The sequence below is a fragment of the Micromonospora sp. NPDC047187 genome (assembly GCF_040643355.1).
GTDB classification, from domain to species: domain Bacteria; phylum Actinomycetota; class Actinomycetes; order Mycobacteriales; family Micromonosporaceae; genus Micromonospora; species Micromonospora salmantinae.
Genome location: NZ_JBEYUF010000011.1, coordinates 138829 through 158618, shown reverse-complemented (window position 1 = coordinate 158618; position 19790 = coordinate 138829). Strand labels below are relative to the sequence as shown.

Annotated in this window: 24 protein-coding genes; 9 read left to right on the top strand and 15 right to left on the bottom strand. The window is 72.3% G+C overall.

Annotated features, from left to right (window positions below; all coding sequences use genetic code 11):
* Nucleotides 1-105: 105 nt before the first annotated feature.
* The 7 genes from ABZ794_RS19505 to ABZ794_RS19475 form a co-directional block, all read right to left on the bottom strand.
* On the bottom strand, nt 106-1116 hold the full coding sequence (locus ABZ794_RS19505) for an ADP-ribosylglycohydrolase family protein (protein WP_357516768.1): 1011 nt from the start codon (nt 1114-1116) through the stop codon (nt 106-108).
* A gap of 30 nt (nt 1117-1146) precedes the next feature.
* Nucleotides 1147-1512: a VOC family protein gene (locus tag ABZ794_RS19500; protein WP_181539234.1), complete on the bottom strand. Its 366-nt coding sequence runs from the start codon at nt 1510-1512 to the stop codon at nt 1147-1149.
* Between the two features lie 36 nt (nt 1513-1548).
* Nucleotides 1549-2553, bottom strand: coding sequence for a methionine synthase (locus tag ABZ794_RS19495; protein WP_238691244.1), 1005 nt, complete (start codon nt 2551-2553; stop codon nt 1549-1551).
* 37 nt (nt 2554-2590) lie between these two features.
* Nucleotides 2591-3664 (bottom strand): tRNA 2-thiouridine(34) synthase MnmA, encoded by a 1074-nt coding sequence (mnmA, locus tag ABZ794_RS19490; RefSeq protein WP_210781070.1) that lies wholly within the window; start codon nt 3662-3664, stop codon nt 2591-2593.
* Nucleotides 3665-3842: 178 nt separating this feature from the next.
* Nucleotides 3843-5018, bottom strand: a complete 1176-nt coding sequence (locus ABZ794_RS19485; protein ID WP_238691243.1) for a cysteine desulfurase family protein — start codon at nt 5016-5018, stop codon at nt 3843-3845.
* A 105-nt stretch (nt 5019-5123) separates the two neighbouring features.
* Nucleotides 5124-5777, bottom strand: coding sequence for a class F sortase (locus ABZ794_RS19480; protein WP_210781068.1), 654 nt, complete (start codon nt 5775-5777; stop codon nt 5124-5126).
* The gene (locus ABZ794_RS19475; RefSeq protein WP_357516763.1) at nt 5774-6604 is read right to left on the bottom strand and encodes a DUF4397 domain-containing protein; all 831 of its coding nucleotides are present in this window, start codon (nt 6602-6604) and stop codon (nt 5774-5776) included. The genes ABZ794_RS19480 and ABZ794_RS19475 overlap by 4 nt, the downstream gene beginning before the upstream one ends.
* Before the next feature lie 230 nt (nt 6605-6834).
* Here ABZ794_RS19475 and ABZ794_RS19470 point away from each other — a divergent pair, with 230 nt between their 5' ends.
* Both ABZ794_RS19470 and ABZ794_RS19465 read left to right on the top strand, forming a co-directional pair.
* Nucleotides 6835-7437: an RNA polymerase sigma factor gene (locus ABZ794_RS19470; protein WP_210781066.1), complete on the top strand. Its 603-nt coding sequence runs from the start codon at nt 6835-6837 to the stop codon at nt 7435-7437.
* Nucleotides 7391-8263: an anti-sigma factor gene (locus ABZ794_RS19465; RefSeq protein ID WP_357516761.1), complete on the top strand. Its 873-nt coding sequence runs from the start codon at nt 7391-7393 to the stop codon at nt 8261-8263. Before ABZ794_RS19470 ends, ABZ794_RS19465 begins: the two co-directional genes overlap by 47 nt.
* Before the next feature lie 92 nt (nt 8264-8355).
* On the opposite strand, the gene ABZ794_RS19460 is transcribed toward ABZ794_RS19465, so the two are convergent.
* The 4 genes from ABZ794_RS19460 to ABZ794_RS19445 all read right to left on the bottom strand — a co-directional run bounded on the left by ABZ794_RS19460 (nt 8356) and on the right by ABZ794_RS19445 (nt 11504).
* Nucleotides 8356-9315, bottom strand: coding sequence for an electron transfer flavoprotein subunit alpha/FixB family protein (locus ABZ794_RS19460; protein ID WP_091393283.1), 960 nt, complete (start codon nt 9313-9315; stop codon nt 8356-8358).
* Between the two features lie 14 nt (nt 9316-9329).
* Entirely contained in the window at nt 9330-10109 is a 780-nt protein-coding gene (locus ABZ794_RS19455; RefSeq protein ID WP_124862320.1) for an electron transfer flavoprotein subunit beta/FixA family protein, read from the bottom strand.
* A 187-nt stretch (nt 10110-10296) separates the two neighbouring features.
* A complete protein-coding gene (locus tag ABZ794_RS19450; protein WP_210781064.1) occupies nt 10297-10710 on the bottom strand; it encodes a hypothetical protein in 414 nt (137 codons plus the stop codon).
* Nucleotides 10707-11504, bottom strand: coding sequence for a GNAT family N-acetyltransferase (locus ABZ794_RS19445; RefSeq protein ID WP_357516757.1), 798 nt, complete (start codon nt 11502-11504; stop codon nt 10707-10709). Before ABZ794_RS19445 ends, ABZ794_RS19450 begins: the two co-directional genes overlap by 4 nt.
* Before the next feature lie 42 nt (nt 11505-11546).
* On the opposite strand from ABZ794_RS19445, the gene ABZ794_RS19440 reads away from it, so the two are divergent.
* The 3 genes from ABZ794_RS19440 to ABZ794_RS19430 are packed head-to-tail and all read left to right on the top strand — an operon-like array spanning nt 11547 to nt 12685.
* On the top strand, nt 11547-11939 hold the full coding sequence (locus tag ABZ794_RS19440; RefSeq protein WP_210781062.1) for a DUF202 domain-containing protein: 393 nt from the start codon (nt 11547-11549) through the stop codon (nt 11937-11939).
* Nucleotides 11936-12241: a DUF202 domain-containing protein gene (locus ABZ794_RS19435; RefSeq protein WP_357516755.1), complete on the top strand. Its 306-nt coding sequence runs from the start codon at nt 11936-11938 to the stop codon at nt 12239-12241. The genes ABZ794_RS19440 and ABZ794_RS19435 overlap by 4 nt, the downstream gene beginning before the upstream one ends.
* A gap of 27 nt (nt 12242-12268) precedes the next feature.
* Nucleotides 12269-12685: a PLD nuclease N-terminal domain-containing protein gene (locus tag ABZ794_RS19430; RefSeq protein ID WP_357516753.1), complete on the top strand. Its 417-nt coding sequence runs from the start codon at nt 12269-12271 to the stop codon at nt 12683-12685.
* 48 nt (nt 12686-12733) lie between these two features.
* Here the strand turns inward: ABZ794_RS19430 and ABZ794_RS19425 are convergent, their stop codons facing one another.
* Nucleotides 12734-14356, bottom strand: coding sequence for an acetolactate synthase (locus ABZ794_RS19425; RefSeq protein WP_357516751.1), 1623 nt, complete (start codon nt 14354-14356; stop codon nt 12734-12736).
* 122 nt (nt 14357-14478) lie between these two features.
* On the bottom strand, nt 14479-15252 hold the full coding sequence (locus ABZ794_RS19420; protein ID WP_210781058.1) for an enoyl-CoA hydratase-related protein: 774 nt from the start codon (nt 15250-15252) through the stop codon (nt 14479-14481).
* Between the two features lie 98 nt (nt 15253-15350).
* Between ABZ794_RS19420 and ABZ794_RS19415 the strand changes: the two genes are divergently transcribed.
* The 4 genes from ABZ794_RS19415 (at nt 15351) to ABZ794_RS19400 (ending at nt 17886) form a co-directional block, all read left to right on the top strand.
* A complete protein-coding gene (locus ABZ794_RS19415; protein WP_210781057.1) occupies nt 15351-15830 on the top strand; it encodes a DUF6232 family protein in 480 nt (159 codons plus the stop codon).
* Between the two features lie 411 nt (nt 15831-16241).
* Nucleotides 16242-16724: a DUF6232 family protein gene (locus ABZ794_RS19410; protein WP_210781056.1), complete on the top strand. Its 483-nt coding sequence runs from the start codon at nt 16242-16244 to the stop codon at nt 16722-16724.
* Entirely contained in the window at nt 16721-17110 is a 390-nt protein-coding gene (locus ABZ794_RS19405; RefSeq protein WP_210781055.1) for a hypothetical protein, read from the top strand. The genes ABZ794_RS19410 and ABZ794_RS19405 overlap by 4 nt, the downstream gene beginning before the upstream one ends.
* Nucleotides 17111-17157: 47 nt before the next feature.
* Nucleotides 17158-17886, top strand: coding sequence for a hypothetical protein (locus tag ABZ794_RS19400; protein ID WP_357516748.1), 729 nt, complete (start codon nt 17158-17160; stop codon nt 17884-17886).
* A gap of 38 nt (nt 17887-17924) precedes the next feature.
* Here the strand turns inward: ABZ794_RS19400 and ABZ794_RS19395 are convergent, their stop codons facing one another.
* Both ABZ794_RS19395 and ABZ794_RS19390 read right to left on the bottom strand, forming a co-directional pair.
* Nucleotides 17925-18821: a ribokinase gene (locus tag ABZ794_RS19395; RefSeq protein ID WP_357516746.1), complete on the bottom strand. Its 897-nt coding sequence runs from the start codon at nt 18819-18821 to the stop codon at nt 17925-17927.
* Between the two features lie 23 nt (nt 18822-18844).
* The gene (locus ABZ794_RS19390) at nt 18845-19687 is read right to left on the bottom strand and encodes an ABC transporter ATP-binding protein (RefSeq protein WP_091397101.1); all 843 of its coding nucleotides are present in this window, start codon (nt 19685-19687) and stop codon (nt 18845-18847) included.
* Between the last annotated feature and the right edge of the window lie 103 nt (nt 19688-19790).

Below are 19790 nucleotides of genomic sequence, written 5' to 3'. Positions count from 1 at the left end.
TCGTGGCCGCTCATCGGTCATGATCCACTCGGGTTCCTGAAAGTCGCGGTGTCCTGAGCTCCCGGATGCCCCGGTCTACAGAAACCCGAGCCGAGCCGGGCCGGATCAGTCCCAGATCGCGCCGAGCGTGGCCAACTGGTCCGCGTACTCGATGCGGTTGGCCCATTCGCGCGGCCAGGCGGTCATGCCGACGGCCGCGCCCACGAACGCGCCGGCCAGGGCGGCGATCGAGTCGGAGTCGCCGGCGGTGGTCGCGCCCCGGGCCAGCGCCGCGACCGGGTCGTCGGCGTGCCGTACGGCGCAGAGCAGCGCGGTGGCCAGCGCCTCCTCGGCCACCCAGCCCTCCCCGGTGGCCCGACACGGGTCACCACCGTCGTCGGGTTGCGCCAGGGTTCTGGTCAGTCGGCCCAGCACCGCCAGGCACTCGTCCCAGCCCTGGACGATGAACTCCTGCGGAGAACCGGAACCGGCGCGCTGCCAGAGGTCACCCAGCCACCGCTCGGAGTAGACCCGGCGCTGGGACAGGGCCCGCTCGGTGAGCACCGCGGGAAGGTCGGGCAGCGGAACGCCCGCACGCAGCACGAAGACCGCGTACGCGGTGAGTTCGCTGGCGGCCAGCCCGGTCGGGTGGCCGTGGGTCAGCCCGGCCTGCAACTGGGCCAACCCGGCGAGCGTGTCGAGGTCCACGTCGAGCAACCCGACCGGGGTGACCCGCATGTTCGCCCCACAGCCCTTCGAGCCGACCACCGTCGCCTCCTGCCAGCGCACCCCACGGCTCAGCTCGGCGCAGGCGCGCAGGCAGGTCATGCCCGGGGCGCGGTTGTTGTCCGGGCTGACCGCCCAGGCCAGGAGGCGTCGCCGCAGCAGTGGCTCCACCGCCTCCGGCGTGAACGACGGCGCCTCGTGCAGCGCCCAACCCACCGCCAGTGCCATCTGGGTGTCGTCGGTGACCAGTGCCGGCTCGCCGGACAGCTCCCGTGGACCGGTCGGGCCGTACCGGCGCTCGATCTCGGCGACGGTCAGGAACTCGGTCGGCTTGCCCAACGCGTCACCGTAGGCGAGGCCGAAGAGCGAACCGGAGGCGCGAAGCGCAGAGGTGTGGATCACGGCGGCCATGATGCCTGGCCGCCGCAACCCACGGCCGGGTCAGTCCCAGCAGAGGCAGAACGGGTGGCCGGCCGGATCGGCGTAGACCCGGAAGCCCTCACCCTCACCTGGCAGCCGCCGTGCACCCAGCGCGAGCGCCGCCTTCTCGGCGGCCTCGATGTCGTCCACCGTCACGTCGAGGTGGAACTGCTGTGGGCGCTCAGGATCCGGCCAGGCCGGTGGGCGCAGGTTGAGCGCCTGTTGAAAGGCGAGGCGTGGCTGGTGACCGGGCGGGCCGCCCAGCACCACCCAGTCGTCATCGGAGTCGCCCTCGGCGAGCGGCACGCCGAGCAGCTCGGCGTAGAACGCCGCCAACGCCCGCGGATCCGGGCAGTCGATCACCACTGAACGCAGCTGTCCAATCATGACCGTCATCCTGCCCACCGGGTACGACAGGAAACCTCAGTCCTCGGCGAGGCGCCGGCCGGCGTCCCGGCACGCGGCGAGCACCGCCCGCGCGTACTCCGGGGTGGCGCCGGCGAGGCCGCAGGCCGGGGTGACCACCACCTGCTCGGCGAGTTGGCGACGAGGGAAGCCGAGGCGGTCCCAGACCTGGCGTACCCGATCGGCGATCTGCGCGGAGGTCGGCGCGCCACCGGCCGACGGCGGCCGGGTCGGCGCGACCCCGGCCAGCAACCCGAGGCCGGCGTCGATCGCCTCGCCCAGCGGGTCGAGCTTGGTGACCAGGTCCAGGTCGAGGGCGACAGCGACAGCGCCGGTGGAGCGGATCAGCTCCAGCGGCACCTCCGGGGCGCAGCAGTGCACCAGGGTCGGCACGCCGACCGCCTCGACGACAGTGCGCAGCAGCGCGGCGGCGTCCACCGAGTCGACCGCCCGGTACGCGCCCAGACCGCTCTCGGTCGGCACCCGCCCGGCCAGCACTGTCGGCAGTGACGGCTCGTCCAGTTGCAGCAGCACCGATGCCTGGGGCAGTCGGCGGGCGACCGCCGCGACGTGCGCGCGCAGCCCTTCGGCCAGGGAGCCGGTCAGGTCGCGGACCGCGCCGGGATCGCGCAGCATTCGGCCACCGATCGGCAACTCCAGGGAGGCAGCCAGCGTGAGCGGGCCGGCGGCCTGCACCTTGATCGGCCCGGCGTACCCCTCGGCCTGCTCGGCGAGCTGGTCCAGGTCGCGTTCCATCAGGTCACGGGCCCGGCGCAGGTCGCGGCCCGGGCGTGGGGCGACCCGCCACCGCCCCGCGTACACCTCGACGGGCACCTCGACGAGCAGCCCGGCGGACCGGCCGATCATGTCCGCTCCGGGGCCACGGGCCGGCAACTCGGGCAGGTGGGGCAGCTCGGGAAGCTCACCGAGGACCACCCGCTGAGCCTCGCCGATGTCGGTGCCGGGCAGCGAACCAATTCCGGTTGCCGCGCCGGCCGGCCAGGGCCACGCCTGATCTGTCACGGGCGAAGGCTATCCCGCGAACACCCGGGCCGTGCGGTCAGCCGGTGATGGTCGCGGAGCCGAGGACCACGTCGCCGGCCGGGTCCGGTCGGTACGCCACCACGGCCTGACCGGCGGCGACGCCGCGTACCGGTCGGCGCAGCTCGGCGTGCAGCCGGTCACCGTCGAGGGCAACTGTCGCCGGCACCACGTCGCCGTGCGCGCGCAACTGCACCTCGCACTCGACCGGGGCGTCCGGACGGGCGCCGCCGGTCCAGACCGGACGTACGGCGTGCACGTCGGACACGTCCAGGGCCTCGGCCGGGCCTACAGTCACCGTGTTGGTCTTCGGCGTGATGGAGAGCACGTAGCGTGGCCGGCCGTCCGGGGCGGGCCGGTCCAGGTGCAGCCCGCGGCGCTGCCCCACCGTGTACGCGTACGCGCCGCTGTGACTGCCGACCACCGCGCCGGTGGAGGCGTCCACCACCTCGCCGGGCGCCTCACCGAGCCGGCCGGCCAGGAAGCCGCGGGTGTCGCCGTCGGCGATGAAGCAGATGTCGTGTGAGTCCGGCTTGTCGGCCACGGCCAGGCCACGCTCGGCGGCCTCGGCGCGGACCTGCGCCTTGGTCGAGTCACCGAGCGGGAAGATCGACCGGTCGAGCTGCTCACGGGTGAGCACGGCGAGCACGTACGACTGGTCCTTGGCCAGGTCGACACTGCGCCGCAGCAGCCCGTCCGCGCCGAGGCGGGCGTGGTGCCCGGTCACCACCGCGTCGAAGCCCAGGGCCACCGCCCGGTCCAGCACCGCCGCGAACTTGATCTTCTCGTTGCAGCGCAGGCAGGGGTTCGGCGTACGACCGGCGGCGTACTCGGCGACGAAGTCGTCGACCACGTCCTCGTGGAAGCGGTCGGCCATGTCCCACACGTAGAACGGGATGCCGATCACGTCGGCCGCCCGCCGGGCGTCCCGGGAATCCTCCAGGGTGCAGCAACCGCGCGCGCCGGTCCGATAGGTCTGTGGGTTGCGGGCCAGCGCCAGGTGCACGCCTGTCACGTCGTACCCGGCAGCCACCGCTCGCGCCGCCGCCACCGCCGAGTCAACCCCACCCGACATCGCCGCCAGAACCCTCACCGACCCACTCCCCTTCCCCGTCCCCACCACAACCCTATCCACCAGCCCCGAGAACCCCCTGAACCCGTGCCCGCCCCGCCCACGAACCTTCGCGATCTTGCAGTTTCTGCGCCGACATATGCCGCGCAAGGCCCGAAAGGCCAACCGAAAGCGCAAGATCGCGGGGGTTGGGCCCGGGTCAGCGGGGGGTGCGGAGGGCGGCGGCCCGGCGGGCTCGGTCGACAGCTGCCGGCAGGGCCGCGATGAGGGCGTCGATGTCGGCCTGGGTGCTGGTGTGCCCCAGGGTGAAGCGCAGCGAGGAGCGGGCGCGGTCGTCGTCGGCGCCCATCGCCAGCAGCACGTGCGAGGGCTGGGCCACGCCGGCCGAGCAGGCGGAGCCGGTCGAGCAGGCGATCCCCTGCGCGTCGAGCAGGAGCAGCAGCGCGTCACCCTCGCAGCCGGGGAAGGAGAAGTGCGCGTTGCCGGGCAGCCGATCGGTCGGGTCACCGTTGTAGATCACCTCGGGCACCGCCTGGCGGACCCGCTCGATCAGGTCGTCGCGGAGCGCGGCCACCCGGGCCGCGTACTCCTGCTGGCCCTTCACTGCCGTCTCCACCGCGACCGCGAAGGCGACGATGCCGGCGGTGTCCAGGGTGCCGGAGCGGATGTCGCGTTCCTGGCCGCCGCCGTGCAGCAGCGGCGTGGCCGGCACGTCCCGGGCGAGCAGCAGCGCGCCCACCCCGGTCGGGCCGCCCAACTTGTGCCCGGTGACGGTCAGCGCGGCGACCCCGCTGGCGCCGAAGTCGACGGGCACCTGACCGACCGCCTGGATGGCGTCGGTGTGGAAGGGCACACCGTGCTCGGCGGCGACGGCGGCCAACTCGGCCACCGGCTGGACGGTGCCCACCTCGTTGTTCGCCCACATCGCGGTGACCACTGCCACCCGGTCGGCGTGCGCGGCCAACTCGGCGCGCAGGGTCTGCGGGTCGAGCCGACCGACGGCGCCCACCGGCAGCCAGCCGACCTCGGCGCCCTCGTGCTGGGACAGCCAGTCGACGGCGTCCAGCACCGCGTGGTGCTCGATGGCGCTGGAGACCACCCGGCGGCGGTCGGGCCGGGCTGATCGGCGGGCCCAGAAGATGCCCTTGACCGCGAGGTTGTCGCTCTCCGTGCCACCACCGGTGAAGATCACCTCAGAGGGCCGGGCGCCCAACACCGCGGCCACCTGTTCGCGTGACTCTTCGACCCGGCGGCGGGCACGGCGGCCCGCCGCGTGCAGGGAGGACGCGTTGCCGACCTCGCGGGCGGTAGCGACGTACGCCTCCAGTGCCTCATCGAGCATGGGAGTCGTCGCCGCGTGATCCAGGTAAGCCATCGCCGTTCAGCGTACGGCCGACACCTTGGGGACCGGATGCCGGAGGGGACTGCGCGCATCGGGCCGGGGCGGAACTCCACCCCGGCCCGATGCGCGTGGACCCGGTCAGGCGGGCACCGCGGTGACGACGATGTTGTCGCGGTACCTGCGCGCCTTGGCGTCGAACGGCCCACCACAGGTGATCAGGGTCAGCCGCGGCTTGCCGTCGCGGGCGAAGTACCGGTCCAGTGGGATCTTGGTCTTGGCGTACTCCTCCCGGGCGACGACCCGGTAGCGCCGCGCCTCGCCGTCGCTGCCGGTCGCTGTCAACGTGTCGCCCTGGTCCAGCTCACGCAGCCGGAAGAACGCCCCCTTGCCCTGCTTGGCGCTGTCCACGTGACCGGCGATGACGACCGAGCCGACCTCCGCCTCCAGGCCGGGGCCGTACCGGTACCAGCCGATCTGGTCGACGCTCGGCGGCACCTCGAACTCGTTGGTCCGCTCGTTGATGCCGACCGCGTTGACGGTGGCGGTGACGCCGATCGCCGGGATCAGCAGCCGCACCGGCGGGATGATCTTCGGGCCGGCGGGCAGTTCACCAGCGGTGACCGGCACGGACGGGGCACTGGCGGCGGTCGGTGCGGGGCTGGCCAGCGTGCTCGCCTCCTCGGCCCCCACCGTCCCGGCCGGCTGGTTGGCGCACGCCACCAGGGCGGCGGCGGTGAGCGCGGCAACGCCGGCGGCCAGGGCCGCCAGCGCGCCGCGATTGCGCACCGTCACGTGCGGCCCGTCCGCGTGGTCGCCATCCGCACCCCACCACCAAGCAGCAGGAGTACGCCGGCACCGGTGAGCACGTACCACCAGGTGTCCACGCCCGTGCCGGCCTGGCCGCCGTCACCGCTGGGCACGCCGCCCGGTGCGGAGTGCAGGCCGGTGATGGTCTGGGCCACCACGTCGAGGGTCTTGCCCTCGGCGGAGCCGATCGCGTAGACGATCGTGGCGGTGCCCTCCTTGAGGTTGAGATCCGCCGGGCCGATGGCCACGGTGTCGGTGCCGGCCAGCACCACGTCCGCCTTCACCTCGCCCGCGTCGACGTCGCCCTTGGCCTCGTTCGGGTTGGTGAGGTCCTCGAAGACCGGGGTGCCACCGGCGCGCACGTCGACCGCCGGGGCAGCGGCGGTGTGCCGGACGATCAGCCGCGCCTTGCCGGCGTCGACCTTCGAGACGTCGTTCACGAACGGGGTGATCTTCGGCTGGCCGGCGGCGTCGAGGTGGGCCGCGATGCTGATGTTCGCACCGCCCGGCACCGCTGCGTCGTCGACAGTGAGGATCGCGCTGCCGATCGGCTCGCCCGGCTTGGTGAGCGCGATGTCGTAGTCGCCCTCCTCCAGGTTCAGCGGGCCGGCGACGTCGCCGGGCTTGAAGTTGTCCAGCGTCTTCTTGCCGTTGACGTAGACGTCGACCGGGGTGTCCGGGATGCCGTGCACGACGGAGACCTTCGACGTGGCGGCGTACGCGGGGCCGGCGGTGAGGGCGCCGACGCCGGCGAAGGCCAGCGCGGCGACCGCGCCGCCCGCGGCGACCCGACGGAAGTACGAGAGCTGCATGTCTGCCTCCTGATATTTGGTGCTGATTCGTCAGGCCTGGCTTGCAGAACGGGTTACGCCGGCTGTCGGACGGGTGGATGCGCCCGGGAAGCGCTTTTCTTTTCCGGCCCCGACCGCATCCGGAACGGGGTCGGGAGACGAAGAGCTGGTGAGATGACATCGACCGGGGAAGTGGGGCGGGGACTGTGGCAGCTACAGTCGGGCATGCCCCATCGAAGGCGAGCCGCCCGATGACGGCGCTACGACAGGAACCGGACCCTCCGGTGGACGACCTCGACCGCAGGTTCCGCGACGGCGACGACGTGGCGCTCCGCGAGGCGTACGACCGCTACGGTCGTGCCGTGCTCCACCTGGCCACGTCCATGCTGGCGAACCGCAGCGACGCCGAGGACGTCACCCAGGCGACGTTCGTCGCCGCCTGGCTGGGTCGCGACACGTTCGACCCGGCCAAGGGGTCGCTGATCGGCTGGTTGCTCGGCATCGGCCGGCGGAAGGTGATCGACCGGATGCGCGCCTCGGCCCGGGAGAGCCGGGTGGTGGAGACGGTCCGACAGCTGCCCGAGCCGGCGCAGACCCAACCGGACCCGGACCGCGTGGTGGACCGGTTGGTGATCGCCGACGAGCTGGCTCGTCTCCCGGACGACCAGCGACGAATGCTGGAGCTGGCCTTCTACGACGACCTGACACACCAGCAGATAGCCACTGTGACCGGCGTGCCGTTGGGCACCGTGAAGAGTCACATCCGACGCGGCATGGCGAGCTTGAAACGCAGATGGGAGGTGGACGGTGCAGCACCTGGACCACGACCGGCTGGTATTTCTGGCACTCGGTGAGAGCGAGGCGGACGACGGGGAGAGCACCCACCTCGGCACCTGCGCGCTCTGCCGCGCGGAGGTCGCGAGCCTTCGACAGGTGGCGGGGCTCGGCACCGAGACGCAGGGCCTGGCTGACCTGCCCGACCCGCCGGAGCACGTCTGGCAGGGCATCGAAGCCCAGGTCAGGGCCGCGGAGGCCGGGCCGTTGCTGACCGAGACCCGTCGACACCGGGTGCCCGAGCAGGCCGACACCACGACCGCCGAGCAGGCCGAGACAACGACGGCCGAGCAGACCTTCGGCGCGGCGGCCGACACCACGACGGCTGAGCAGACCTTCGGCGCGGCGGCCGAGTCGACGGTGACCCGACTGGACCCGGCGCGGCGATCCCGCCGGGGTCGCGGCTGGTCCGGTTGGGTGGCCACCGCGGTGACCGCGGCTGCCGCCGCGGCGGTCGGCGTCGTGGGCACCGTCTCGGTGCTCCGACCGGACGATCCGACGCCCACCCCGCCGCCGGTGGTGGTGGCGAGCGCGCCGCTGGCGGCGTACGGGTCGACCCCGCCGACGGCCAAGGGTGACGCCCGGGTTTTGAAGGACGGCCAACTACATCTGCAGGTGGCGAATCTCCCGAGCGTCGCGGGGTACTACGAGGTCTGGCTCATCAATCCGACGACGATGGAGATGTTCTCGGTCGGCACCCTTGGTGGCGGCTCGGACGCGCTGCTACCCCTCCCCCCGAATGTCGACCTCAAGAGCTACTCGGTGGTCGACGTCTCCGCCGAGCAGTACGACAACAACACCCGCCACTCCGGCGACAGTCTGCTGAGGGGCTCTCTGACGGGCTGATCGGCGGGCCGGCTCAGCTCCCCGGCTCGCCGATCAGCTCCCAACGGCAGTGGCCGCCCGTGCGAACGGGCGGCCACTGCCGTATCGCTGGCTTACTTGCGCTTGCGGATCTCCTCGGCGGCCTGCGGGACGATCTTGAACAGGTCGCCCACCACCCCGAAGTCGGCCAGCTCGAAGATCGGCGCCTCGCCGTCCTTGTTGACAGCGACGATGGTCTTCGAGGTCTGCATGCCGGCCCGGTGCTGGATGGCGCCGGAGATGCCGAGGGCGACGTAGAGCTGCGGGGAGACCGTCTTACCGGTCTGGCCCACCTGGAACTGGTGCGGGTAGAAGCCGGAGTCGACGGCCGCGCGGGACGCGCCGACGGCGCCGCCGAGCAGGTCGGCCAGCTCCTCGACCAGCTTGAAGTTGTCGGCGTTGCCGACGCCCCGACCGCCGGAGACGACCACGCCGGCCTCGGTCAGCTCGGGGCGGGAGCCCTTCTGCTCGGCGACCCGCTCGACGACAGTGGCCAGCTTGTCGGTGTCGGTGACCGACACGCTGAGCTGCTCGATCGCCGGGGTGGCCGCCGCCGGGGCGGGGGTGACCGAGTTGGGCCGGACGGTGACCAACGGCAGGCCCTTGGTGACCTTGGACTTGACGATGGTGGAGCCGGCGAAGGCGACCTGGGTCGCGGTGCCGTCGGCGTCCAGGCCGACCACGTCGGTCAGGATGCCGTTGTCGAGCTTGACGGCGAGCCGGGCGGCGATCTCCTTGCCCTCCTGGGCCGACGCCAGCAGCACGGCGGCCGGCTGCACCCGCTTGACCAACTCGGCCAGCACTGTCGCCTTGGGGGCCACCAGGTAGCCGTCGATCTCGTCACCCTCGGCGGCGTAGATCTTCTCCGCGCCGTACTCGCCCAGCTTGCCGCTCAGCGCCTCGGCGGCGCCGGCGCCGCCCAGCACCACAGCGCTCGGGGTGCCCAGCTCACGCGCGAGGGTGAGCATTTCCAGGGTGACCTTCTTGACGCCGAATTCCTTTGTGGCTTCGACGACGACGAGAACCTCGGACATGTCAGACCCCCCTCTCACACGAACTTCTCGGTGGCGAGGAACTCGACCAGCTTGACGCCGCCCTCGCCCTCGTCAGTGATCTTGGCGCCGCCGGAGCGCGGGGGGCGCTTGGTGTGCTCGACGACGGCGCTGGTGGCGCCGTCGAAGCCCACCTCGTCGGCCGCGACCCCGAGTTCGGCCAGCGAGAGCGTCTGCACCGGCTTCTTCTTGGCGGCCATGATGCCCTTGAAGGAGGGGTAGCGCGGCTCGTTGATGGTGTCCCAGACGGAGACCACGGCCGGGGTGGCAGCGGTGACCACCTCGTAGCCCTCCTCGGTCTGCCGCTCGACGGTCAGCGTGGCGCCGTCGACGGTGAGCTTGCGGGCACCGGTGAGCGCCGCGACGCCCAGCCGCTCGGCGATCATGTGCGGCATGACCTGGACCCGACCGTCGGTGGACTCGGCACCGCAGATGACCAGGTCGGCATTGAGCTGACCGAGCGCGGCGGCGAGCACCTTCGAGGTGGCGACGGCGCACGAGCCGTGCAGGGCGTCGTCCAGCACGTGCACGGCCTTGTCCGGGCCCATGGAGAGCGCCTTGCGGATCGACTCGGTCGCCCGGTCCGGACCCATGGTCAGGATGGTGACCTCGCCGCCGTGCGCCTCCTTGATCTTCAGCGCCTCCTCGATGGCGTACTCGTCCATCTCGTTGATCACGTTGTTCGCCGAACCGCGGTCGACGGTGTTGTCGTCATTGCGCAGGTTGCGGTCCGCGCCCGAATCAGGCACCTGCTTGACGAGTACGACGATGTTCATCGCGCTTCGACGACCCTCCTGTGTGGTGTTGCGATTCGCTCGCCCGGTCTGGGGCGCAGCGTCGCGCGTCGGTCGACGCCAGGTCAACCGAGGGCGGTTGTGCAGTTGCCCACGGCGCAATGTTACCTGCCAGTAGGTTGCGCTCCCGCAGCACTCAGAGTGACACAGCTCACCGACGCGTGGCCGGTCAGGCCGGCTCGGCCAACGCGACCCGGATCTGGTCGATGGCCGCCGCCTCGGCGGGCGCCACCCCGTCGTGCGCCCGGGCCACCTGGTCCGCCGCGGCCAACACCAGTTCGCGGTACGCGTCCACGTCCCGTGGGGACTTCTCACGCAGGATCCGCACCGCCTGCCCCAGCGCCGGCAGTACCACCGACTCGATCTCCAGCTGCGAGTCCCGGGGAAGTCGCGGAAGCGGGCCGGTGGTCAGCGCCTCCTTGACCGTGCCACTGGCGTCGGCCAGCGCGCCGGAGGCGGCGATGCTCTCCCGGATCACCCCCAGCACACCGGGGTCGGCGTTGGAGACCAGGAAGACCGCGCCGAAGGCACCCGTCTTGAGGGTCAGCCGCTCCTCGTCCGTCAACCGCTGTTCCATGATCACGGAGTGTAGACGTACGGGGTGGTGGTGGTGATCGGGACGAGACCGAGTCGCTCCAGGATCGGCCGGCTGTCCTCCGAGGCGTCGACCTGCAACAGCGTCCGGCCCCGCTGGTCGGCGAGCCGGGCCCGGTAGGTGACCAGCGCCCGGTAGATGCCCTTGCGACGCCACTGCGGCAGTGTGGACCCACCCCACAGGGTGGCAAAGCCGGTGTTCGGAGCGAAGCGCACCCAGCCGGCGCTCACCACCGTCGCGTCCGCCTCGGCCACCACCACTGTGATCGAGTGCGGGTCGGCGTCGATCTCCTTGGCCAGGCCCCACACCAGGTGCGACCGGTCCTCCTGCCAGACCTCCTCCTCCATGGCGGCGATCCGCTCCAGGTCCTCCCGGGACGTCACCTCACGCAGGCGTACCCCCTCGGGGACGACCGGCAGCGCGGCGGCGAGCGGCGCGACCGGGCCGACCACGACGGTCTCCCGGTCCTCCGGCACGAAGCCGGCCGCCCGCAGCCGGTCCGCCAGGTCCGCCGGTTCGTCGTGCTCGTTGAGCTTCCACTCCGCCGACTCGCCCCGCTCCCTGCACAACCGCACCTGCCGGGCGATCAGCTCGTCCAGCGCGTCGCCGGTCAACCCGCCCAGGTCGCGGTAGGTGATGAAGCCACCGGAGTCGAGCCCGGAGATCCGGACCAGCGGCCCGTCCCGCTCCACCGTCACCCCGGCCGGAACCGGGTCGGGGATCTCCGGACGGAGTTGGTTGTCGTAGGCGGCCCGGAGCGTCTGTACGTCGAGATCAGTCACCGGCCCAGGCTAAGCGGGATGGGAAGCGGATAATCTCCCACTGTGTGGGAGGCGATCAGGCGGTGGTTCGACCCGGCGGAGCTGGGCTCGGTCGGTGAAACACCGGACTACCGCTTCTCCCTGGCCAACGAACGGACCTTCCTCGCCTGGCTGCGCACCGGGTTGGCGCTGGTCGGGGGCGGGTTGGCCGCCGCGCAGTTCCTGCCACCCCTGCCGATGAGCCACCTGCGGGAGGTGATCGCTGTGGCGTTGCTGCTGCTCGGCGCGGCGGTCGCGATCCGCGCGGTGGACCACTGGTCGCGTACCGAGCGGGCCATCCGGCTCGGTCAAGAGCTGCCCGCGTCCCGGTTCCCCGCCGTCCTGGCGCTCGCCGTCGGCGTCGGCGCGTTGCTGCTGGTGGTCGCCGTCCTGATGCGGGCGGTCGGCGAGCAGTGAGCACCGGACGCGACCCGGGGCTGCAACCGGAGCGGACCCGGCTGGCCTGGCGGCGCACCCTGCTCACGGTGACCGTGGTGAGCGTGCTCGCCGTCCGGCTGGCGTCGACCGGCGACGCGACCGGTGCGCTGATCACCGGCGGCACCGTTCTGGTGTGGGGCGCCCTGCTGGTGCTCTGCTGGCCACGGGGTACCGGAACGGGTCCGGCCCGCACCGGCGGCCGGACACTTCCCCTGGTCACGGTGGGCACTGTGGTGCTGGCGTTACTGGGAGTGCTGCTGGTGCTGCGCGGACTGTGGTGACGCGCGCCGGTGCGTCATCATGGGTGCATGGCCCGGCTTGGCGTACTCCTCTTCCTGGTGCAGATTGTCCTCGCCGTCTGCGCGCTGATCAGCTGTCTCTCCGCCGAGGAGGGCAAGATCCGCGCCCTTCCCCGGATCGCCTGGGTGCTGATCATCTTGTTCTTCCCGCTGGTCGGCTCGATCGCCTGGTTCATCGTCGGCCGGGAGCCCAGCCCCGGCACCCGTAAGGGCTGGCCGGTCGGCACCGGCGGCGGCGAACGGCAGCGCCCTCGGCCGGTGGCCCCCGACGACGACCCGGAGTTCCTGCGCTCCGTCGAGGAACGCGCCCAGCAGCAGGACCAGGAGCTGTTCCAGCGCTGGGAGGAAGACCTGCGGCGGCGCGAGGACGACCTGCGCCGCCGTGACGGTGAGCCGCCGCGCGAGGGCGACCGACCGGAGGTGTGAACGCGCCGCCGCCGCCGGCGCAGGAGCGACGACGGCGGCGGGTGCGACTCAGGCCAGGTTCGACGACCGGGGGTACGCGTCGGTCGGGTCGGTGAGCACGTTCACCAGGTACGGCACTCCGGAGTCGAACGCCCGCTGGAGCGCCGGGCCCAGGTCGGCCGCCTTGGCGACCGTCTCCCCCGCCCCGCCGAGCGCGCTGACCACCGTGTCGTACCGCAGCTCCGGCTGGAGGTCGGCGGCCACGTCGTAGCCGTACATGGCCCGCATCGGGTGCTTCTCCAGCCCCCAGATGCCGTTGTTTCCGACGACGATCACCACCGGCAGCTTCTGGCGGACCAGCGACTCGACGTCCATCAGCGAGAAGCCGGCAGCGCCGTCGCCCATCAGCACGCAGATCTGCCGGTCCGGGTGACTGACCCGGGCGCCCATCGCGTAGCCCATGCCGGTGCCCAGGCAGCCGTACGGGCCCGGGTCCAGCCACGTGCCGGGCTGGGCCGGCTCCAGGTACCGCCCGGCGTACGACACGAAGTCGCCGCCGTCGCCGATGGTGATCGCGTCCGGGGCGAGCGCCCGACGCAGCTCGCCGTAGATCCGGGCCGGGCGGATCGAGTCGGTCTCGGCGGCCATCTCCGCGGCGTCGCGAGCCTTCGCCGCGTCCTCGGCGACGCGCAGGTCGGCGATCCAGTCGGAATGGTCGGCCCGGTCACCGGAGTGATCGGCCAGCGCGGACAGGATCAGGCGCAGGTCACCGGCGGGGGCGGCGGCCGGCTGCACGTGCGTCGCCCGCTGGCTGGGGGCGTCGACGATGTGCACCACCTTGGCGTCACCGAAGTCGCCGAAGCTGAGCCGGAAGTCCAGCGGGGTGCCCACCACCACGACCACGTCGGCGCCGGAGAGCGCGGCCCGACGAGCCTTGGCGAACGCCAGCGGGTGCTCCGGCGGGAGCGAGCCGCGACCCATGCCGTTTGTGAAGACCGGCACCTGCAACGCCTCGGCCGCCTCGCGCAGCGCGGCGACCGCGTCGCCCGCGTACACGTCGGAGCCGGCGATGATGACCGGCCGCTGCGCCCCGGCGATGAGCATCGCCGCGCGGCCGACCTCCTCCGGGTCCGGGGCGATCGGGTCGACACCCGTCACGGTGGGCAAGTCGGCCTCGGCGACCGAGAAGACCGTCTCCAGCGGAAAGTCGAGGAAGGCCGGGCCGCGGTGCGGGGTGAGCGCGGCGTTGAGCGCCGCACCCACCGCACGCGGGATGTCGTCGGTGCTGAACACCGTCTCGGCGTGCTTGGTGACCGGGGCGACCAGCGGCAGGTGGTCCATCTCCTGGAGGCTGCCCGAGCCCCAGCGGAACGCGGGCGCGCGCCCGCCGAGCACCAGCACCGGCGAGGCGTTGAAGAACGCGCTGGTCATGCCGGAGATGCCGTTTGTGACACCGGGCCCGGCGGTGAGCACGGCGAGACCGGGGCGGCGCTGGAGCTTGGCGACCGCCTCGGCGGCGAAGACCGCGGACTGCTCGTGCCGGACGTCGTAGATCGGGAAGTCGGTCTTGTACGCGGCGTCGTAGAGCGGGAAGACGTGCCCGCCGGACAGCGTGAACATCTCCCGTACGCCGTGCGCGCGTAGTGCCGCGAGCGCCAACTCGCCGCCGTGACCCTCGATCCGCTCCGTCATGTCGCTCCCATCGTCCGTGGCCGGGATCACAGGTTACCGGCCAGTCACTTGGCAGTGCGACCGTGGCCCCGGCCAGCAGACGCTGCCGAGGTCAGGAGGCCGTCGGGGCGGAAGGCGACGGATCAGCGGCCGGTGAAGCCCGGCTTGCGCTTCTCGACGAAGGCCGCCATGCCCTCACGCCGGTCGTCGGTGGCGAACAGCGCCGCGAAGAGCTGACTCTCCCAGGCCAGGCCCGAGTTCAAATCCATGTCCAGGCCACCGTCGACCGCCAGCTTCGCCGCGCGCAGCGCCTGCACCGGACCGGTCAGGTACGGAGTGATCAGCGCGACGGCCGTGTCGTACACCTCGGCGGCCGGGGCGACCCGGTCGGCCAGGCCGATGCGCAGCGCCTCCTGCGCGTCCACCATCCGCCCCGACATGATCAGGTCCTTGGCGCGGGCCGGGCCGACCAGGCGGGCCAGCCGCTGGGTGCCGCCCGCACCCGGGATGATGCCCAGCTTGATCTCCGGCTGGCCGAGCTTGGCGTCCTCGGCGACGACCCGCCAGTCACAGGCCAACGCCAGCTCACAGCCGCCGCCGAGGGCGTACCCGGTGATAGCGGCGACCACCGGCTTGGGGATCCGGGCGATCGCGCCGAGCGCGCTGGACAGGTTCGCCGCCCGGTCGGCCATGTCCACGTAGGACATGTCGGCCATCTGCTTGATGTCGGCGCCGGCGGCGAAGACCTTCTCCCCGCCGTACACGATGACGGCGCGGACCTCGGGATCGGCGGTGGCCGCCGTGGCGGCGGCGCGCAACTCCTCCTGCACCTGGGTGTTGAGCGCGTTCATCGGCGGCCGCTCCAGCCGGATCGTGCCGATGCCGTCAGTGGTCTCCAGCCGAACGAACTCGCCCACGCTGCCCTCACTTCCTCGTCGAAGTCGCGTGCCAACCTTACGACCCGGCTCGTTTGGGTAAGTAGTGTGGTGTCAGCCCCGTGGGCGGGAGTCCAGCCATGATCACGTATTACGACGACAGGTCGGTGCAGGTCACCTCCACCACCGTCAGTGTCGACGGTCGCAGCTACAAGCTGGCCGACATCACCATGATCTGGCACCGCCGAGGCACCCGTTCCTGGCGCGTGCTGGTCGGACGGGGTGCGATCGGCGCAGCTCTCGCCGGCCCGCTGGTCGCGGCGGTGCTCGGCATCGGCGTGGCCGTCTGGCTGCACCGCTCACCCACAGTGACGATCGCGATCGTCGGCGCGTCGGTGCTGGTCGGGTTGGCCGTCGGGCCGGTCGCCGACTTCCTCTTCGAACACCTGGACCGCTCGTACGCCCGGGGTAGCCGCCAACTGGAGATCTGGGCCCGTTGGCGGGGTCAGCCGGTGCGTCTGCTGCACACCGGTGACGCGCTGCGCTTCGGGCAGATCTACCGGGCGGTGCAGCGTGCGGTCGAGCACAGCCAGCCGGCCCGCCCCGTCACGCGCCGCTAGCCGGCCTGGTTCCGCTTCACGTCCCTACCCGACCGGGGCCGGTCGTCACCGGTGGGACCTGCGCAGCGACCGGGCTCGCCGAGCCAGGCGGGGTGCAGCGGACGCCGGCGCAGCGGACGCCGGCGCAACCTTCCTGCAGTGCCTATGGAGCTGATATCACAGACGAATCGGACCGTTGGCCTTGCGGCGCCTCTGTGCCTCTGTGCCGCAAGGCCGCAAGGCCACAAGGCTGCGGCGCGACGCGTGATGTCGCAGACGATTCAGCTCCAAAGGACCACTGCGACATCACCTCCACCCCGCCGGACGGCCTCCGTCGAAACCTCTGCGCAGGCTGGCCGATCCACTGCGAAAGAAGCCACGTGCCAAGGTCCGAGCGAGGCGAGGGTTGCCTGGCGGTGGTTAGGCTTAGTGATGACCCTCTATTACCGGGACGACGCGGTGCAGGTGACCTCCGAGTCGATCCGGGCGGGCGGTCACGTGATCGCCCTGTCCGACGTGACGTTCGTCTGGCACGACCGGGGGCAGAAAACCCTCGCCGTACGCGGCCGTGTGCTGGGGCGCGGTGTCCTGGTCCTGCTGCTCTCGCTGCCGCCGCTGGTCGCGGTGGTCTGCGTGCTGTCACTGGCCTGGTCGGCACAGGACCGGGGCAACTGGCAGTTGGCGCTGATCATCCTCGCCGCCTGCGCGGTGGGGGCGCTCGCGTTGATGCCGTTCCTGGAAATCCCGTTGGGTTGGCTGGACCGCTCCTACGAGCGCGGCAACCATGTGCACGAGTTGTGGGTGCAGCACCACGGCCGGGAGGACCTGCTGGTGCGCACCCCGGACGCGCTACGGTTCGGGCAGATCTACCGAGCCGTGCAGCGCGCCGTCGAACAGCAGGGGGACCAACGATGACCACCCGCCGCGGCGAGGCCGTCGCGCTGGCCGGCCTGCTCACGGCGGCCGGCGTCACCCATCTGCTGCGACCCGGCGTCTACGACCCGATAGTGCCGCGCGCGTTGCCCGGCCCGCCCCGATTCTGGACGTACGCCAGCGGCGTGGCCGAACTGGCGGTGGCGGCGGCGGTCGCCAACCCGACCACCCGGCGGGCCGGCGGGCGGGCAGCCGCCGCGCTCTTCGTCGCCGTCCTACCGGCGAACGTGAAGATGGCCGTGGACTGGCGCCAGCGCCGCCCGACGAAGCGGGCCATCGCGTACGGCCGGCTGCCGTTGCAGGTGCCGCTGATCTGGTGGGCGCTGCGGGTGGCCCGCGCCGACACCGCCGGCCGACGGGCCCGCTGACCGGCTCCGTCGGGCGGTTGTGGCACAGCCGACGCACACTTGATCCCATGGCGATTCCCCTCCCCACCCCGGCCGCCGTGGTCGGTCTGACCCGCTCCGCTCTCGACCAGGCGCTCGGCTCCGCGGCCTCGATGGCGGCCGTGCCCGCCCGCGCATTCGCCGTGCTCGACGGGGTGGAGGCGCTGATGGCCCGGATCAACGGCGTGGTCGACCGGATCGAGACGACCCTGGACCGGACCGACCAGGTGCTCACCGACGCCGAGGCGGCGGTCCGCGAGGTGGCCGTCATCAGCGCCGCCGCGACCACCGCCATCGACACGGCCACCGAGGTGGCCACCGCCGCCGCCGTGGTGGTCGCCGAGGCCGACCGGGTCTCCCGGGCCGCGGGCACTGTGGTCGCCGAGGCCGACCGGGTCGCGAACCGCGCCGCCACCACCGTGGGCACCGCGACGGAGGCCGCCGCCACCGCGGCAGAGCTGCTGGCGGCATACGAGCCGGCGCTGCGCCGGGCCGCGCCGATGGCCGGGCGGTTCGTGAAGGAGTTGAGCCACGAGGAGATCAGCGCGGCGATCCACCTGATCGACGAGCTGCCGAAGCTCAAGGAACACCTGACGGCGGACATCCTGCCGATCCTGGCCACGCTGGACCGGGTCGGCCCCGACCTGCACGACCTGCTGGACGTGACCCGCGACCTCAAGCTCGCCGTGGCCGGCATCCCCGGGTTGGGCATGCTGCGTCGACGCGGCGAGAAGCTCACCGACGAACCCGTCAGCTGACGGCCGGCCCGCACGAGCGAGCGAGCGAGCCGGTGTGGTCAGGCCGGTACGTACAGCTCGTCGATCTCGGCGCGTCGCGGTAGCGCCACCGAGGCGCCGAGCTTGCGGACGCAGGCAGCGCCGGCCGCCGACGCCCAGCGCACCGCGTCGACCAGGTCGCGCCCTTCGCCCCAGCCGACGGCCAGCGCGGCGGTGAACGCGTCACCGGCGGCGGTGGAGTCGACCACGTCGACACGTACCGCCGGCACATGCACCTCGGTGCCGTCCCGGTCGACGTACCAGGCGCCCTCACCGCCGAGGGTGAGCACGGCCCGGGGGGTCAGGTCGAGCAGCGCGCGCGGCTCCTCCCGACCCCGGCCGGCGAGCGCCTGCGCCTCGCCCTCGTTGACGACCAGCAGGTCCACGGCGGCGAGCAGCTCGGGTGGGAGGTCCCGCGCCGGGGCGGCGTTCAGGATGACCCTCGTGCCGGCCTCGTGGGCGGCCACGGCGGCGGCCGTCACGGTCTGCACCGGGATCTCCAGTTGGGCGACGAGGACGTCCGCCGCGCGCACAGTGGTCAGCTCCTCCTCGGTGAGGCCGACCAGGGCGTCGTTCGCGCCGGGGGTGACCACTATGGCGTTCTCCCCCTGGGCGTTGACCATCACCAGCGCCACTCCGGAGGTGCCGTAGACCACGCGAAGCTGACTGGTGTCCACGCCGGCCGCGGTGATGCGGGCCTTGAGGGTGACGCCGAAGGCGTCCGAGCCGATCGCGCCGAGGAAGGCGCAGGAGGCGCCGGCCCGGACCGCGGCCACGGCCTGGTTGGCGCCCTTGCCGCCGGGCACCATCACGAAGTCGGTGCCGAGCATGGTCTCGCCCTGTCGAGGCAGCGCGGGTGCCATCGCGACCAGGTCCATGTTGGCGCTGCCCACCACGGCAACCCGGGTCTGCGGCACGGCCGTCTCCGCCTGTCCGACGCTCAGGCGGCGCGAGCCGTGAAGCGGTCGCCCGACCGCTCGACAACGAGTGGCAGCCCGAAGGTCTTGGAGAGGTTGTCACCGGTCAGCGTCTCGGCGAGCAGGCCCTGGGCGACCACCCCGCCCTCACGCAGGAGCATCGCGTGGGTGAAGCCGGGCGGAATCTCCTCGACGTGATGGGTGACCAGCACCATCGCCGGGGCGTCGGGGTCGTACGCCAGCTCGGCAAGGCGGGCGACCAGGTCTTCCCGACCGCCCAGGTCCAGCCCGGCGGCGGGCTCGTCGAGCAGCAGCAGCTCCGGGTCGGTCATCAGGGCACGGGCGATCTGCACCCGCTTGCGCTCACCCTCGGAGAGGGTGCCGTAGCGGCGTTCGGCGAGACCACCGACGCCGAGTTGACTCAGCAGGGCCCGCGCACGCGCCTCGTCGCCACGGTCGTAGTTCTCCCGCCAGCGGCCGACCACCGACCAGGCGGCGGTCACCACCACGTCGCTGACCCGCTCGTCGGCGGGCAGCCGCTCGGCGATCGCGGCGGTGGTGAGCCCGATCCGGGTACGCAGCTCGTTGACGTCGGTGCGGCCGATTCGCTCGCCGAGCACGTGCGCGACACCCGTGGTGGGGTGCAGCCGACCGGCGGCGAGGTTGAGCAGCGTGGTTTTGCCGGCGCCGTTGGAGCCGAGCACCACCCACCGCTCGTCCAGTTCGACGCGCCAGGTCAGGTCCTGTAGGAGGGCGGTGCCAGAGCGGCGTACGCCGACGCCGTCGAGGCTGACCACCAGATCCGGGTCCACGAAAGCGGCGGCAGGCGCGGCGCCAGCAGCGCCGGGGATCAGGTCACCAGTCACCACACCATCCAACCACGCAGCGCCGGGGTGCCCCCCATGGGCGGCACCCCGGCCATAGGGTGAAGCGCCGTGTCATTGATCACCAAGCCCGAAGGACGGCCCA